Source organism: Bremerella cremea (assembly GCF_039541315.1).
GTDB classification, from domain to species: Bacteria; Planctomycetota; Planctomycetia; order Pirellulales; family Pirellulaceae; genus Bremerella; species Bremerella cremea.
Window position 1 is genome coordinate 1332492 of record NZ_BAABFZ010000005.1, and the last position, 14147, is coordinate 1346638.

The following is a 14147-nucleotide window of genomic DNA, read 5'->3' on the forward strand; positions in this document are numbered from 1 at the left end:
CGGTTCGTCCTGGGAGTTTACGGGCTCTGGGGGACACTTCTATTGCTCATGCAAGTCCCTTATTACGAATCAGCCTAAGCGTCTATATCCAGGACGGCCCCTTGTCTGGCATGAGAAACCGATCCAGGCTGGAACAGAGTAGGCTTCGGCGACATAAAGTCGTGCTTGTTGTAGTCCCGAAACAACGATGTGTTCATCATGTTTTCCGGCCAGCCGGGCGACTGATTGGGGGAAACGTGATCTTCCGTACAACTTAATCGATCCACGTAAAACGCAATTGCCATCTCGCCACCAATAGACCGAGTGCAGAGAAATCTCCTGCCAAAGGAGTTGATGTGGTGACGACAATTTCAAGGTGGGTGCCTAACAGCATAGTCGAAACTTGTGCCGGCGTTCTGAATTGCAGCTTGCAGGTATATGTTCGGAGAGCTGAGAAATATCATCATGCTTCCACGCGATCATCCATTCCATAGCGAGGAAGCATAACGACGACGCTGGAGCCATGCTTATCACCACGGGACACGGTAACCGTTCCGCAGCATTGCTCAACCATATACTTAACGACTGCCAATCCTCCGCCAAGGCTAGCTGATCTTGTCTTAGCGGCTTGATTAGTCGATCTGCTATTCCCGTCGAGCATCGTATCGGTAAACCCCTGGCCATTGTCCGTGAAACGCAACTCGTAATCGTCAGTCCTCGTGATCAATTCTATACCAAGACGGACCTCCCCATTCTCCTCGTTTCGATGTCGCAGGGAGTGGGCAACAAGGTTATCGATCACTTGGCGAAATCGTGCCGGAAACCACTCGATAAATTCGCGATCTAGTTCAAGACGTAGTACCGCTTTGGGCACTCCGCTAAGCCGTCTTTGCCAGCGAAATATCTGATCCACGAGTGGGCGAACCGGAATGACAACGACTTGATCAAATGCCGGATGATAGCCGGGTGGCTCGGTTATATCGTAAAGAAGTTCACTAAGCCGGGAACAACCGTCCGCGATCAATTCTAACCGGCGGGCGAGACTGAGCTTCCGATCTTCATTGTGACATTGCACGAGTGTTCGCTCAATGTAGTCTCGTGCCGCATGCTGTAGAAACTGGTCACGTCTTCGCAGGCGATCGATTTCTAATTCAAGCTCTGCGACATAGCCGAGCAAAAAGTGGAGTTGCTTCCCGTCTTCGAGATCTGTGGTGAGCATTGCAAAATGCGCTCCTTCCGTGGGAGATTAGGATGAAGTTTATTCAGGCATGGCCACGCCCATACGCCTGCGTGCTGGGGGTGCAGGGCAACTATGAACGTAGTCCAATAGACGCGAAAGTTGCGTGGTGGCGACGGCCATACATGAGTCGGCACCGCCGTAGTACATTCGGATCGTGCCGGTCGGGGGATCGAGAACCCAGCCGCACGGAAAGACGACTCCATTCACGTCGCCATGGCGTTCGTAAGGCATTTCGGGAGCGAATATCCAATCATCACTTCTTCGCAAGACTTGCCACGGTTTTTCCAGGTCGAGTAATGCAATCCCAAGTCGATACAAGCAACCGCCAGGTGTATGTCGGACACCGTGATACAGCAACAACCAACCCTCCGGCGTTTCTAGAGGAGGTGGGCTTAGTCCAATTTTATTGGCGTCCCACCACGCACCACGACGAGCATGAAGCAGTACGTGATGATCTCCCCAATGGGCCAAGTCCGGGGAAAACGATAGCCAAATGTGGGCACCTGAGCTACCCGCAGAAACAGGTCGATGGATCATTGCATAACGCCCACCGAATTTTCTTGGGAACACGGCTGCGTCTTTGTCTTCCGGCGGCATCACCGGCCCCATCCGGTCAAAAGTCGTAAAGTCCTTGGTTCGCGCGAGTGAGACCATCGGACCACTCGACGAATAGGCCGTGTAGGCAATGATCCATTCCTTATATTCTTCCATCCAAGTAAGTCGAGGATCTTCAATTCCCCAAGCCTCTTCCGGAAATTCCTTAGTCGCAGGAGCAAAGCTTGGCTGAGGATCGATCTGCCAATTTGTAAACCCGTCTTGGCTTCGAGCCACGGTTAGGTGCGAGTGGCCCCGGCGATCCTCAACGCGGACCAGCAGCAGTGTGTCGTTGCCGACCATACAGGCGCCCGCATTGAAAACGGAATGGGCTGGGTACGGCCAGTCCTTCGCCGTAAGAATCGGATTGTTGGGAGACCTCTGAAAAAGCTCTTCATAGGTATTCGATCTGGGAGATGATTCAGTCATGTTTTCCTGTAGGTGTTGACGTATGCTCATTGGCTTTCACACAACAGTCGTTTAGCGGTTGGTTGAATTTGACACTTCTCTCGTGTGATTGATGCTCGCAACGCCGTCTACGTGGAGTTCCGTCCACAGAAAGGCAAGGGTAGATTCAGCTCCTTGATTGCGATTCGGTCCAGTTGGATGCAGCCCATCGAAACAGCCACCGCTATGGATATCCGCGAGCGGAGTCTTCAAGCTATTCTGTCCGTGAAACCAATCGCGGGCGCGATGAAATACGGCCTGATATCTTTCGTCCTCAAGTACCGTCATTGCCGCCAAGGCAGCCGAGGCCATGGTCGAGGCTTCGACTGGTTGCTGATCGTAAAGAGACTTCTCTTCGCCATGCGAATACCAATCGCGATTGCCAATCGGATGAAACACCAAGTTTGATGTTGTGGCGAAATCGAGAAACGAGAAAGAAGTCTCCGCCACGCTCAGGTATTCTTCCTCCGGCCAACGCTGGGCAGCATCGAACAAAGCATGTGGCAGGACAGCATTCGCGTATGTCATGCGTGACTCGAACCAAGGCCAGCCTGGTCGTTGAGAGCGGTGAAAGCACTCTACCAGACGCTCCGCTGCCAACTTGGCGATGCCTTCTAGCGGCTCGATTCCTGGAACGTCGGACCGCCTAAGATGAGCCCAGGCCTGTATCACGTAGGCTTGAGCGCGCAAGCTTCTTAACGATTCAAGGGTCGGCAATGCGTTTTCGAGAAGTTCGCTCGCAAGTGCTCTGAATCCTTCAGGCAAGTTACTGCCAACTACTTCAGCCAGCGCCAAAACGGCTTGCCCTTGGCAATCTCCTGTCCCGGTAGCATCTAACCAGTCTCGTTGATAACTGAGGAAATTATGAAATCCGCGAACAGGGCAGCGAGCGTGCTCGATAAAGCTCAAATAACATGCAACTCGCGACAAGATGCGATCGTTTGGTTGAGTATTCCATAGCCGCGCACAAAGACGCAGAGCCCGCGCATTGTCGTCCGTGGTATAGCCACTTTCTCGACGAGGCAAACTGTAAATTCCGTGCTGAATCAAGCCCGTAGAATCGGTCATTCGATCCAGATGTTCTAAGGGCAAAGAACCGAATGATTTCATGGTAACTTCCTTGGTATGAGAAGAGGATGCTTGGCGTTGACGCCATTTGACAAGCCAACCCTTGGGGAGTCCAGCGACTCTGAGGACACTGGACGAACGACTTCTGTGAAGAGTTCTAAGTAGGCTCTTCCAACGTTCGGCCAAAACATGTCCAGGGTGTATTCATATGCCTTTAACCGCATTTCCTCCATAAGCTGCGGACTCGCCAAAAGTCGAACAACCGACTCCGCCATTGCCTGACTATCGCCAAAGGGGACAAGCATTCCCCGTCCATCGGCAAGTACTTCTTCGGCATAGAGGTAGGGAGTGCTAACGATTGCGCCCACCGTAGCCATGGCATACGCCATCGTGCCACTGGCGATCTGGTCACGTCCAGGATAGGGCGTGACAAACACATCGCATGCTTGCAGACGAGAAATAACATCCGGCAGACTTAGATACTGGTTTACGAACTGAACGTTCTCAGCAACACCGAGTGACTTCGCCAATAACGCCAAACTATCTCGGTAAGCTTCCCCTTCCTGGAGTTTGACGAGGGGATGAGTAGCCCCAACCACGAGATACAAAGCGTTTGGGAAATGTGCAACAATTCGTGGCATTGCGCGAATCATTTGCTCCAGGCCTTTCCCTCGATTGATAAGGCCAAAGGTGCAAATGACACTGCGTCCGTCAAAGCCAAGTGCCTCCTTACGATTTGATTTGCGAGTAAAGGGCACCTCCGGTACCCCATGGGGAATCACGCGAATCATTTTGCGATCAACACGGTAGACGTCCGCTAAGAGTTGAGCCGCGATATGGGTCATCACGACCACATGCTTGCTGTGGATCGCGATCTCACGTATGAGGCGTTTAGGTAGCGATGGCGGATCGGCCAACAACGTATGAAAGGTCGTGACAATCGGCTTGTCGCAGTTTCGAACGAACTCCATAAGTCGTGCCCCCCAGTCACCTGGATAGAGTCCAAACTCGTGCTGGAGGCTGACGATATTGCACGGTCCCTGATTAGCGACTTGGGCCGCCAAGCGGTATGAGCCGACGTTGCCGTTATCGATGACATGGACCACCCGCAAGTCATCATCAGGTACGCGTCTAGTTTTTTGAATGGCCATCACCGAAGAGATCGCATCATCTGCCGCAACGTCGACCGCATCCGCAGAGTCTTTCGTGAATGTCGCCAGGCCACATTCTTCCGGCGGATAGGTCGCAACAAAGAGAGGGTGCACGGAGTCCATGATCTTCCTTCAATGATTGAAAGGGTGTATAGCAATGAAACACAGTTCCCCGTAGCAGCGAGAGAACAGGCGTGACAGTTTACCGAGTCGATACGTACGATCCGGGTTGATCTTCAAACCTTTGCTGGGACCCTTCGGTAAGCATGTAGTACGTCTTACCGTTGTATTGTTTGTTCCCCATTGCAAATGCTTTCGGAAAGCTAATATTCAAGACTGGGTCGTGAACAATGGTTTCGCTCTGATAGTATTCTGAGAAGTAAATCTCAAAATATGCGCGAACAAAAACAAGGATCTTGTCATCAATCCACGCCGTGGCATCACCTGCCGAAAATGCGTCAGCAGGGATCGAAAGCCGATCATTCGCTTTGAACTTGAGGAAGACGGGAACGATTTCGAGCTTGAAGTCCAGGACGGCTTTGTCGTAGTCAAAATCACCGTCGACATGAAATTCTAAGACCACTTTCGCCAGGCAGCGGTCGGAGCGAGGAACGACGATTGTTGTGGTCTTTCCAAACCCACGCGGTCCGAGTCCGACGTGACTCGTCTGCTTGTCACTTATGATCAGATCCTGGAATGCGTCCATGGTTAACAAGCCACTAATGCGTTCTTGAAGGATCTGCTTGACTTGCCCGGCTACGACACTAAGGTGTCGACATTTGCGGTCTTGTGTTGCGTACGTCTGATCCGCGACTTCCCTTAGCGCTTGGACACGTGCATTTGCTTCATTTACCTCACTAAGAATTCGGGCCTTAAGATCGCTGACGGGAGTGATAGCGGGCTCAATTCTCCGACATGCTTCGGAGTCGCTCTTCAGAGCTGAGGATACATCTGCCATCGACTATTTCCTTCTGAAAGTGATAACGGTGAATTGATCGAGTAAACGCTTTAGTGCGATCTGCGTTCATTGGAATGCTGAACGCGATTCGAGCAGTTCGCCTTGTTGTGACAGCACTTGGGCTTGCGTTGTCTATTCACCAAATCAAATTCCAGCATTAATAATGTTTCCAAATTGTCGCGATCGATCGGGGCCAGAAGGACCACGTCGATATCCGCATCGGCACAGCGGCGACGGCGCCGTTCATTCATCCACGCCGCGACTGCGATCATGAGGCAACTCTTGCCTTGCAACACCAGCCGTAGTTCTCTCGCGATCGCGCAGGCATCCACGTTAGGGATTTCTAAATTCAGCAGTACGACCTGGGGCCACTGGCAGTGCATGATTCGCTTAGCCATGATTGTTTCAGCGGCGCAGTAGGTGGCAAAATGATGCTGTTTTCTCAGAGGCTCTAGTGCCGCGCGTAAGGTTTCCTTCTGATCGATCGAGAGAACCTTAAAGGGGCTGTGTTTTTGGCCCATACTACGCCGTCGTGTCATTCGATCTCATTCTCCAATTCCGTTTGAGGGGATCATTCGCTTACTTAATCGAGTCGTGGATTTTGAAGTGGGGCAATTCCTCGTTGCTTGCTCGCTCCTATGGTCGACTCCGAAATGCCGATCGCATTCGTGAGTATCGCTAGATGCTGTTCTTCCTGAAGAAGGATATCGATAAGATGGTCTGCCAAAGCTTCTTCACCTAGCTCCTCACACTGCGAAACTCGTTCGCGATATCGCTGGACTGACTCGGTCTTTGCTTTCTGGCGATGGCGAAGCATTTCCTCTCGGTTGGTTGTAGAGGAGTGGGCCGAGACCTTAACGGTTGGAGCGATCCCCCAAAAATCAATCTGACTTGCCAGCTCGATTGCATGCTTCAGGTCTTCGGCGGCCTGATAAGCAAGTTCTGTTCCTACGTCTCGATAAGGAATAGCATGAAAGACTTTCGAGAACGCAACACCGGCAATGATTGCTGAGTACTCGCGCGAGAGGTCTTCGTTGAGTAGGGTCGCGAGCTCAAAACGCGTTAGCATGAGAGGGAGGGGCACATCTGTCATCGCAGTAAACATCCAACGGTCATCCTTGCCCTACGCGGCAAAATGCTTAACGGAATTAAATTCGCCCCATTAGTAAGAGGACCAGAACAATCACCATTACGAGCCCCAGGCCACCGCTGGGCCAAGCTCCCCAATTACGGCTGTACCCCCATGTCGGCAAGGCGCCAAGCAGTAGTGCAACGAGGACCACTAACAAAATTATTCCAAGAAGAGACATGAATCATCTTCCTTACAAATAGAGGACAAATATCGGTGTTTTCGTGCGTGTTATCTCAACCAAAGGTGACTTCTCATGCCACCTTTCTGTTTGCATAACGAGGAACGTGCCTAATTCTGCGCAACGCTCATCGTGACTTCCTTTTCAAAGTCTGCACCGCTGCTTTCGGTGTGACCTTTTATGTGGAAAGTGAAGTCTCCTAAGGCGGCATCTTTTTGCGCTTGCAATACCAAGGAGACGTCTTTCTCACCGTGCCTGATTACAGGCGACGAAGTTTCCAAAGTAACTCCCTTGGGTAGGTCCGACACTTCGATCGATACTTCTTCACGGAAGTTGGTTCCTCGGTCGATACCGATGAGAATGCTTTGCTTTTCGCCTTGAGTGAGCGAAATCGATTCGTAGGGAACACTCAATCGGAAGGTATTCTCAGTCGTCCCAAGGACGGGCTTTTTTGTCGTCGTCGCTGGTGGATTGGTTGGTTTACTGGCCGTTGTGGTCGCTTTCGTCGGAGGAGTCGTGCTGGAGTCGCTGCTACAGCCAAAAGCTGCCAAAAGGCTCGATACACAGACGCCGATTGCAAATTTCTTCATAATTCATACTTCTTTCTAAAAAAGTCGATTCACTCGTCGGCCACACACTATGACAGTGAGCGAATCCGTTTAACGCTCGAAGTTCTTTTGAATTCCGCGCACGCAATCCAAAACTAAGACGGATCGACTTGCCACGAATCCGGGGCTTCCGTTGGTCGCCCCAATTGGATTGGTAACGCAGGGTTCAGTAAAACTATTTTTGAGACTCGGGTGGCTTGTTATGTCCTTCACTATCGAAGCGTTCTTCCGCTGTACGATCCAATTCAGCTTCGGAAGGTATATGTGGAGCAAGGAGAAACACTTGGACCATGGAGCCGGTTGTGAATGCATGCACCACAGTGCCGGAGGTCGTCTCAATGTCAGCGGAGGCCTCCTGAACATCCCGTCCGGTAATCCGCCTGATTTCTTTTCGCATTTCTTCTGTCGAGCCTTCAAACAGCTGGCGGTGAAACTGTTGAACTTGTGCCGCTCCCTCGGGAGTTTGGGCGACCGCCCTCTCTGCAGGAGAAAGCGCTTCGTGCAGAGTAACGACAAGCGTGTCTTCACTGATAACGACGCTCACGGCTTTGGGGATATGTCCCGTCCTCTGTTGGTGAAGCATGCTTGCCACTTCGGCGAGTTGCTCCGCGATGTTCGTATCAGACTGGTTCATAGAATCCCTGTTTCCATCTGCTGCTGTCGGGTTCTTATTGACGACTGCGCTGCCAATCCAATTAGGGCGACCTAAGGAAGCATTGGATTCCGGCAAATCAGATCAGAGCAATGTTGGATTGCATGTACGGACATCAATAAGCCGGTAATCGCATAAAAAAACCGATATGGGAAAACGTGTAGAACGCCTCACCATATCGGCTTACTCTTCAACAGACCTCCCGACGTAGTCGAGGTGTCTCTTACTTAGTCATCCGAAGACGTGAAATATTTACTGGCTACAAGCGGTATTTGAACTAGAGACTATTCTCTAGAATCTGTTGTGCGAGTAACGTTTTGAGGGTCTGAATGTTGCGTTGTTCCTGCGCCTTTACCTTGATCCAAAATTCTTCAACTTCTGAAAGCCCGTTCGCGTTGACGATGTACTGGTCGTATCGCCACAATGCGTCCAACCGCCGACTCAGTTCGTGAATTATGTCGTGGTCGTGGTTCGTGCAGCCCTTCGTTTCGCCAATGTGGGCAAAAGCACGCTCATTATTCACGGGCATGGCAATGATCACTTTCCACTTAAAACGAAGAAGGCTTGGCCTGCTTCATAGTTCCCAATGCGCACGAAAAAACCGATATGAAAAATTGCCTGAGGCGTTTTCCATATCGGTTTACTTTTTAACGAGCCTCTCGGTAAAACCAAGCTGCCCTCTATCTAGTCTGCCGAATTGATTGGTGTCTGTATTTCTTTGAGTAACTGATCCTACCGCTAGCCGATCGAACTGAATAGGGACAAAGGGACATATTTCTTTGAATTAAGATGGGCTTGCTTATCAACGGGAATCTGCGGCACAAATAATCAAGGTCGCTCTACCGGAGATTTCGGTTAGAATTCGACCGACGAAGCCAACGCCTTGGCGTTTTTAAGTAAAGCTCAAGTAGTACCTTGGGGCTGGTGCAAAGCGTGTTGGCTATTGGAAAGTGTGATCATGAAGACGCAGGGTGAAATCGAAGCAGCCGTTTGCGATGGAATGTCCCGTTTCGAGCAAGAGTACATGGGGCGAGGTCCGAAGGAGATTCGAGCTCACCTCCTGGGCGATCTGTTGGTCGTGCGTCTCCAGGGCGTCTTAACAGCCGCCGAGCAGCACCTGGTGAAGACCTTGCCTCCGGACAAAGGCAGGGACCTACTGAAGCAAGTCCGAACACAATTAATAGAAACGGCCCGCCCTACCTTGGAAGCGCTCATCGCCGGAATTACTGGCGTAAAGCCTCTCAGTCTCCACCACGACATCAGCACGGTGGCAGGCGAAGAATTGGTCATCTTTAGCCTGAGCGAAGCACCTTTATACCGAGATGCCAAAAAGAAATAGAAGAAACCCCTCGCAGGCTTTTCGTAGGACTCGGCTCTAGATGATGCGACTTCTATTTTGACAAACGCAGTCGTATATCTGTCCCCAAGTCCGTCTTTTAGATGATACCGTTTCGAGTCTCAGGTCAATGTTAGAACCTGGGTAGGGTCATCTTGGTGAGCACACGGTTCAATCGGGCGATAACAATCGGTCTCCCCCGTCAACGATAATTGATAGTCGGCCGTCACACGAGATGCCCCACTCTCTTGTGCTTCCAGTACTGCTCGAAAGCCCGCCGCAGTTTTGCAAGACTCCTCAGGTCCGGTCGCATCCAACTCATTACAAAGATACCCTTTGACTAAGGTATTAGGCTTTAGTGCCAGCTGGCTGCCTTTGCAGAACTGTTCATAGGCATCTCTGTTCGAGAAGCCATAAATCACCGTCGATTTGACTCCGGCTTCCGGCTTTGTCATTCGAAGACCGATACGAGTACTGCCGGCGAACAATACGTATTGTGGTGTGTCAAACGCCGTGTCTACGGGAAGCACCGGCGTATCGGAGCGTATCCCATAATTCCCGCGACTTCTGGGCATGCAGTTCATCCATCAGCACTGCGTGGGCATTGAGACCTTCCTTGGTCGGCACCTCGGCGGATAGGGCGCGATAGATAGAACGACTCCGATGGTCCACGATCCGTTTGGTAGAGCGTACGACTTTTAGCCGTGAGGCCAGGTGTGGTGAGTAGTCGACCATATTGGCCGCTTCGTTGAAGACGATCGATGCCTGATCGCGGTCGGACGCGGCACTGTAGATTTCAGCACCCGGCTCCCCGTCGCACGTCAGCAGGTACAAACTCAGTCCCGCAAACAGTGTGCTCTTCCCATTCTTCTTCGGCACCTCGATATAGCCACGTCGAAAGCGACGAGTCCCGTCAGCCCGCTTCCAACCGAACAGAGGAGCCACCACGTCCGTCCATTGCCACTCCAATAGCTCAAACGGCTTCCCGGCCCACTGGCCTTTGGAATGCTTCAGGAACCGCAGGAAGAACTCTCGCACGCGCTGAGCCGCTTCTTCATCGAACCAACAGCCATTCTCTACGGCACGTTCATCGTTGGAGCTTTTCACCCACTGCTGTATCGTATCCACTACCCTGCCCCCACAAATGCGTTGAACTCATCCTCAGCAGACTTCTTAGTTTCCACGCGGATACGACTGCGGCTGGATGGCGTCAGTCCGAACTCCACCAGGAACTTTCGCATCGACTCCATGGCCTGGTCAGCAACCGTCAGATAGGGCGACTTCATGGGAAACCCTTTCTCGGGCGACTTCACAATGGTGCCGAACTTCTTGACCTGTTCTTCGGCGTGAACCCAGCGGCTGTAGACTGTGCAATATGCAGCTAGCGCGGCCCGGTCCGCTGTACTGAGAATTCCCATGTCGGTGAGAATCTCGGAGATGCGAAACCACTCATCCTGAGCCACTTCGTCCAGGAAATCAGGACACGATGGTACATCCCCAGGTGCATTCGGCTCTGCTTTATTCAGCGAACGCTTGCCCGGATTTCCTTCGCGGATCTTCAGGACTGTCGGCTTCGGTTTACGACCTCTCATTCTTCACCCCCTGGGGTACAATATCGCGGGCGGATATGCGCATGGGGGCACGCGGTCCAGTGCCGCACCTCGGGACTTTAAGACCGCCCCCCGCCCCTCTCGGTGGCTCCTGGAGCCTTCTGGCGGCATCTCTGCGGGTTTGCTGAATGACACTCACATTTGCCTCCGTACTCGACCCGAAAAGCTGATTACCATGTTCGGTTTTGGCTCGATGATGCATACGACAGAGCACCTGCGTGTTGCCTAGCTCAAGTCGCCAGTCGATCCGTCCGTGAAGTGGAATGATGTGGTCGACGTCCTTAGCTGAAGTGCTTAGCCCACGCTTCAAACATTCTTGGCAAAGGTAATGATCGAGTTGGCGCCGACGCTTGGCGATCCGTTCCCAGTCCGCGTCGTAGCCTTGCGACGAAGACGAACCACGCCGCACCTCGTAGATATCGCGACCAACACGTCGTATGGTATCGCTTCGACGTTTCAGACGCTTAGGCATGGCACACCCTCCACGTGAAAAGAATCTCTCGAATTGCTGCTGGTTGCGCTTGATGTGTTTCCAAATGCATGGCTCATGTGTATCAACGCGACACGGTTCGCGACCAACCAATCAACATTCGGAGATGACCCATGACTACGAAGAAGACCACTCGCACGACCGCTGCTACGAAGACGGTCAGCACCAAGGGTACCACCAAGGGACGACCGGCGAAGTCCACGAAGCCAGCCGAAGCAAAACCCGCTAAACAACCCGCCATGAAACGCCTGTCGGCCCTCGACGCCGCGGCCAAGGTATTGTCTGAATCGAAGGAACCACTCAACGCCAAGCAGATGATCGAGGCGATGGCCGAGAAGAAGTATTGGTCGAGCCCAGGCGGTAAGACGCCGCACGCCACGCTCTATTCGGCGATCCTGCGGGAGATCAACACGAAGGGCAAAGACGCCCGGTTCAAGAAGACCGAACGAGGCAAGTTCACGACCAACGGCTAGGCCAACCAATAGCTCGCCCCACAACGCCCGACGTTCGCCACGTTTGGGCGTTTTTTCGTTTAGGGCTCTACTAGTTACTCGTCCGTTGGGTGGTACCTCTTTCGCAAAGAGTAACCGTTTAGTCGCACCAAACCAGCAACCAACAGGATGGCAATCGCTGAAGTAATATTGATTGCGATGAAGTCTTCCACATCCGGACCTGGACCACCTATCTGCTCGAAGGTGAAAAGTTCTCCAACTGTCGCGGCGCCCATAAATACAAGAGCCATCGCAACGCCAGGCAGAGCCATTCGCTGCATCAGAGGAGCGACCACCAACGGAAACGTCATGATTACGCCTGCGACTCCTAGGAAGATGAAGATGTAAAGCTCTGACCCTCGATTCATTTCTATAGTAGAAACAAGTAGGCGGCCAATGCCCAGCAATACACCAACGATTGCCATCGTAATGAGAAGATCTCGAAGGCCGAAACGAATGGAATTTACGTTGGACTCGGCATCGTTGTCGTCGCGATATCGCAAGTGGAATCCTAGACCCGCGTTCAGCATCCAAAGAGGCAGTTGTAACAACAGCCATTGTACGAACATCCAAATGCCAACGCCAAAGACTCCATCGCTCGGACCGGAGTTGATTGAAACGTTGACTCCCACTGCAACGAGCAGCATACATACCCACCCGATTGAAAGTGGTAGTCGCCAGATGACCCGCTCTGGCCCCAGAGCCGCCCAAGTAGCCGCGAGGGTTGCATTCGCAGAAAGCGAACCCAGAAAATAGCCCAGGGCAATCGCACCTCTCGGCTGGACGAAAACAATCGTTAGCCAGTTGGCAGTTATTACAACACCTGCCCAGACGAAAACTCTGTACCGCGCTGGCAACATCATTCCACCTATGAAAAGAAGAGCGAAGAAGCCCACACTCTACAGCAAAACGGCATAGGTCGGGAGTCTGCCCTCTATGGCCCCGACGTTCGCCACTTTTCGGCGTTTTTTCGTTTGGGGCGTCGTTGGGCCATTCCTCTGTTTCGGTGCCACACGGCCCAACCTCGAGGCCCGATGGAAAGCTGCTGAATTGTGCCCAACCGAGCTTGATGTTTTCCGGCAGGCATGGCTCATGTGTGTCATACGACACGCAACCCAAACCGGAGACCGAAACATGCCCGCCGACGACCACGAAACCAAACTTCGCGACGCCTTCCAGAAGATGGACCCGCATCAATACCAAGAGATCCGCGACGCGTACTACAAGGCGGTTGAAGGCCTGCAGACCCTGGCCCAAGCTCTCGAGTTCGCCGACATCGAGGTGGGCGAGGCCAACGACCATGTCCTGATCCAGGAACATCTGACTGCGGTCGAAGCGATCCACGTGATGAACCAGAGCCTCTTGGGCCGTATTCTCTAAAACGATCTGTTTCCGCAACTTTTCGCCGTTTCTCATCGCTCCGCCTTGCGATAGAACCATCGATCGCTGTCATGCCGCTTTCTACGCGAACAGCGTTCCTGTCTCTTCTTCCTCCTCAATCACGACGTGCAGCTAGCCTGACGTAATGCTGACGTTGGCGTGTCCCGCGGCGTCACGTACTTCTGCCAAACTTCGACCGCCTGCCAGGGCGTGGCTAATAAACGTATGCCTTCCGTGGTGGATCGTGAGCGTGTGTACTCGAGAGTTTCCCAAGCATTTGCAGGCCGTGAGAAACCGCTTGCGTAATGTATAGCGTGACAGTGCCCCTCCATGGCGTCGCGATGCAATCAGCGCATCAGTCTCCTTTGCCCCTTCCGCCAACCGCTGCTCTTTCCACGCCGTGAGATCGGCTAGAGTACCGGCGTCCCACCACAACGGGACGGTCCGGGGTTTGCCCCCTTTCGCCGCACCTCGGGGAATGCGTATGTGTGGTCGCGGTCGGACCAGATACACATCGCGCAATCGCAGGCTTCCTATCTCGCTCACCCGCAGGCCACAACATACGGCCAATCGGAAGATCGCCAAATTCATGCGTGTATTGGCGGATCGTGGTTCCTTGCGGTGCAGGTCGTTTAACACGCTTATTAGCTCGCCCCGCATCAAAATCTTCGTACCATCGATGCCGGTGATCTGGGAAGTAATCATCACTGTTCCTGTAATCTGAGGGAAATCCCTGACAACGTTTGGAAACACAGTGAGTACCTCGACTGGGCGGCGACAGCAACGCAAGGACGGACACACTTCGCCCATGTTGGGTCCGTTCTCGCAAACTT

Annotated in this window: 19 protein-coding genes; 3 read left to right on the top strand and 16 right to left on the bottom strand. The window is 52.6% G+C overall.

Annotated elements, in window-relative coordinates:
* Positions 1 to 442 precede the first annotated feature (442 nt).
* From ABD890_RS22255 to ABD890_RS22305, 11 genes are all read right to left on the bottom strand, one after another.
* On the bottom strand, positions 443 to 1198 hold the full coding sequence (locus tag ABD890_RS22255; RefSeq protein ID WP_345094699.1) for an ATP-binding protein: 756 nt from the start codon (positions 1196 to 1198) through the stop codon (positions 443 to 445).
* 39 nt (positions 1199 to 1237) lie between these two features.
* On the bottom strand, positions 1238 to 2272 hold the full coding sequence (locus ABD890_RS22260; protein WP_425548498.1) for a glycoside hydrolase family 130 protein: 1035 nt from the start codon (positions 2270 to 2272) through the stop codon (positions 1238 to 1240).
* A 21-nt stretch (positions 2273 to 2293) separates the two neighbouring features.
* Positions 2294 to 3370 (bottom strand): hypothetical protein, encoded by a 1077-nt coding sequence (locus ABD890_RS22265; RefSeq protein ID WP_345094703.1) that lies wholly within the window; start codon positions 3368 to 3370, stop codon positions 2294 to 2296.
* Positions 3367 to 4602 (bottom strand): glycosyltransferase family 4 protein, encoded by a 1236-nt coding sequence (locus ABD890_RS22270; RefSeq protein WP_345094705.1) that lies wholly within the window; start codon positions 4600 to 4602, stop codon positions 3367 to 3369. The genes ABD890_RS22265 and ABD890_RS22270 overlap by 4 nt, the downstream gene beginning before the upstream one ends.
* Before the next feature lie 79 nt (positions 4603 to 4681).
* Positions 4682 to 5437: a hypothetical protein gene (locus ABD890_RS22275; RefSeq protein ID WP_345094706.1), complete on the bottom strand. Its 756-nt coding sequence runs from the start codon at positions 5435 to 5437 to the stop codon at positions 4682 to 4684.
* Positions 5438 to 5487: 50 nt separating this feature from the next.
* Complete coding sequence (locus tag ABD890_RS22280) at positions 5488 to 5958, bottom strand: response regulator (RefSeq protein WP_345094708.1); 471 nt, start codon at positions 5956 to 5958, stop codon at positions 5488 to 5490.
* 62 nt (positions 5959 to 6020) lie between these two features.
* Positions 6021 to 6542, bottom strand: coding sequence for a ferritin-like domain-containing protein (locus ABD890_RS22285; protein WP_345094710.1), 522 nt, complete (start codon positions 6540 to 6542; stop codon positions 6021 to 6023).
* 43 nt (positions 6543 to 6585) lie between these two features.
* On the bottom strand, positions 6586 to 6747 hold the full coding sequence (locus ABD890_RS22290; protein ID WP_345094712.1) for a DUF3309 family protein: 162 nt from the start codon (positions 6745 to 6747) through the stop codon (positions 6586 to 6588).
* Between the two features lie 110 nt (positions 6748 to 6857).
* Positions 6858 to 7337: a hypothetical protein gene (locus ABD890_RS22295; RefSeq protein WP_345094714.1), complete on the bottom strand. Its 480-nt coding sequence runs from the start codon at positions 7335 to 7337 to the stop codon at positions 6858 to 6860.
* 193 nt (positions 7338 to 7530) lie between these two features.
* Positions 7531 to 7989, bottom strand: a complete 459-nt coding sequence (locus ABD890_RS22300; protein ID WP_345094715.1) for a Na-translocating system protein MpsC family protein — start codon at positions 7987 to 7989, stop codon at positions 7531 to 7533.
* A 295-nt stretch (positions 7990 to 8284) separates the two neighbouring features.
* Entirely contained in the window at positions 8285 to 8548 is a 264-nt protein-coding gene (locus ABD890_RS22305; protein ID WP_345094717.1) for a hypothetical protein, read from the bottom strand.
* Between the two features lie 417 nt (positions 8549 to 8965).
* Between ABD890_RS22305 and ABD890_RS22310 the strand changes: the two genes are divergently transcribed.
* A complete protein-coding gene (locus ABD890_RS22310; RefSeq protein ID WP_345094719.1) occupies positions 8966 to 9346 on the top strand; it encodes a Na-translocating system protein MpsC family protein in 381 nt (126 codons plus the stop codon).
* A gap of 501 nt (positions 9347 to 9847) precedes the next feature.
* On the opposite strand, the gene ABD890_RS22315 is transcribed toward ABD890_RS22310, so the two are convergent.
* From ABD890_RS22315 to ABD890_RS25560, 3 genes are read right to left on the bottom strand one after another with little or no spacing between them, the layout of a single operon-like run.
* Positions 9848 to 10450, bottom strand: coding sequence for a terminase large subunit domain-containing protein (locus ABD890_RS22315; RefSeq protein WP_345094721.1), 603 nt, complete (start codon positions 10448 to 10450; stop codon positions 9848 to 9850).
* Between the two features lie 20 nt (positions 10451 to 10470).
* Positions 10471 to 10935 carry a phage terminase small subunit P27 family gene (locus ABD890_RS22320; RefSeq protein ID WP_345094723.1) on the bottom strand — a complete coding sequence of 155 codons (465 nt, stop codon included), beginning with the start codon at positions 10933 to 10935 and terminating at the stop codon, positions 10471 to 10473.
* Positions 10922 to 11425 carry an HNH endonuclease gene (locus ABD890_RS25560; protein ID WP_373356196.1) on the bottom strand — a complete coding sequence of 168 codons (504 nt, stop codon included), beginning with the start codon at positions 11423 to 11425 and terminating at the stop codon, positions 10922 to 10924. Before ABD890_RS25560 ends, ABD890_RS22320 begins: the two co-directional genes overlap by 14 nt.
* Before the next feature lie 131 nt (positions 11426 to 11556).
* Between ABD890_RS25560 and ABD890_RS22325 the strand changes: the two genes are divergently transcribed.
* Positions 11557 to 11916: a winged helix-turn-helix domain-containing protein gene (locus ABD890_RS22325; protein ID WP_345094725.1), complete on the top strand. Its 360-nt coding sequence runs from the start codon at positions 11557 to 11559 to the stop codon at positions 11914 to 11916.
* A gap of 74 nt (positions 11917 to 11990) precedes the next feature.
* Here ABD890_RS22325 and ABD890_RS22330 read toward each other — a convergent pair whose 3' ends face one another.
* Positions 11991 to 12581: a hypothetical protein gene (locus ABD890_RS22330; RefSeq protein WP_345094726.1), complete on the bottom strand. Its 591-nt coding sequence runs from the start codon at positions 12579 to 12581 to the stop codon at positions 11991 to 11993.
* A gap of 487 nt (positions 12582 to 13068) precedes the next feature.
* Between ABD890_RS22330 and ABD890_RS22335 the strand changes: the two genes are divergently transcribed.
* Positions 13069 to 13314: a hypothetical protein gene (locus tag ABD890_RS22335; RefSeq protein ID WP_345094728.1), complete on the top strand. Its 246-nt coding sequence runs from the start codon at positions 13069 to 13071 to the stop codon at positions 13312 to 13314.
* Between the two features lie 132 nt (positions 13315 to 13446).
* Here ABD890_RS22335 and ABD890_RS25565 read toward each other — a convergent pair whose 3' ends face one another.
* Complete coding sequence (locus ABD890_RS25565; RefSeq protein WP_425548499.1) at positions 13447 to 14124, bottom strand: tyrosine-type recombinase/integrase; 678 nt, start codon at positions 14122 to 14124, stop codon at positions 13447 to 13449.
* Between the last annotated feature and the right edge of the window lie 23 nt (positions 14125 to 14147).

Coding starts and splice junctions, on each gene's coding strand:
- ABD890_RS22255 (WP_345094699.1), bottom strand. CDS start 1,198: ATGCTCACCACAGATCTCGAAGACGGGAAGCAACTCCACTTTTTGCTC.
- ABD890_RS22260 (WP_425548498.1), bottom strand. CDS start 2,272: ATGAGCATACGTCAACACCTACAGGAAAACATGACTGAATCATCTCCC.
- ABD890_RS22265 (WP_345094703.1), bottom strand. CDS start 3,370: ATGAAATCATTCGGTTCTTTGCCCTTAGAACATCTGGATCGAATGACC.
- ABD890_RS22270 (WP_345094705.1), bottom strand. CDS start 4,602: ATGGACTCCGTGCACCCTCTCTTTGTTGCGACCTATCCGCCGGAAGAA.
- ABD890_RS22275 (WP_345094706.1), bottom strand. CDS start 5,437: ATGGCAGATGTATCCTCAGCTCTGAAGAGCGACTCCGAAGCATGTCGG.
- ABD890_RS22280 (WP_345094708.1), bottom strand. CDS start 5,958: ATGGGCCAAAAACACAGCCCCTTTAAGGTTCTCTCGATCGATCAGAAG.
- ABD890_RS22285 (WP_345094710.1), bottom strand. CDS start 6,542: ATGTTTACTGCGATGACAGATGTGCCCCTCCCTCTCATGCTAACGCGT.
- ABD890_RS22290 (WP_345094712.1), bottom strand. CDS start 6,747: ATGTCTCTTCTTGGAATAATTTTGTTAGTGGTCCTCGTTGCACTACTG.
- ABD890_RS22295 (WP_345094714.1), bottom strand. CDS start 7,337: ATGAAGAAATTTGCAATCGGCGTCTGTGTATCGAGCCTTTTGGCAGCT.
- ABD890_RS22300 (WP_345094715.1), bottom strand. CDS start 7,989: ATGAACCAGTCTGATACGAACATCGCGGAGCAACTCGCCGAAGTGGCA.
- ABD890_RS22310 (WP_345094719.1), top strand. CDS start 8,966: ATGAAGACGCAGGGTGAAATCGAAGCAGCCGTTTGCGATGGAATGTCC.
- ABD890_RS22320 (WP_345094723.1), bottom strand. CDS start 10,935: ATGAGAGGTCGTAAACCGAAGCCGACAGTCCTGAAGATCCGCGAAGGA.
- ABD890_RS25560 (WP_373356196.1), bottom strand. CDS start 11,425: ATGCCTAAGCGTCTGAAACGTCGAAGCGATACCATACGACGTGTTGGT.
- ABD890_RS22325 (WP_345094725.1), top strand. CDS start 11,557: ATGACTACGAAGAAGACCACTCGCACGACCGCTGCTACGAAGACGGTC.
- ABD890_RS22330 (WP_345094726.1), bottom strand. CDS start 12,581: ATGCTGCTCGTTGCAGTGGGAGTCAACGTTTCAATCAACTCCGGTCCG.
- ABD890_RS22335 (WP_345094728.1), top strand. CDS start 13,069: ATGCCCGCCGACGACCACGAAACCAAACTTCGCGACGCCTTCCAGAAG.
- ABD890_RS25565 (WP_425548499.1), bottom strand. CDS start 14,124: ATGGGCGAAGTGTGTCCGTCCTTGCGTTGCTGTCGCCGCCCAGTCGAG.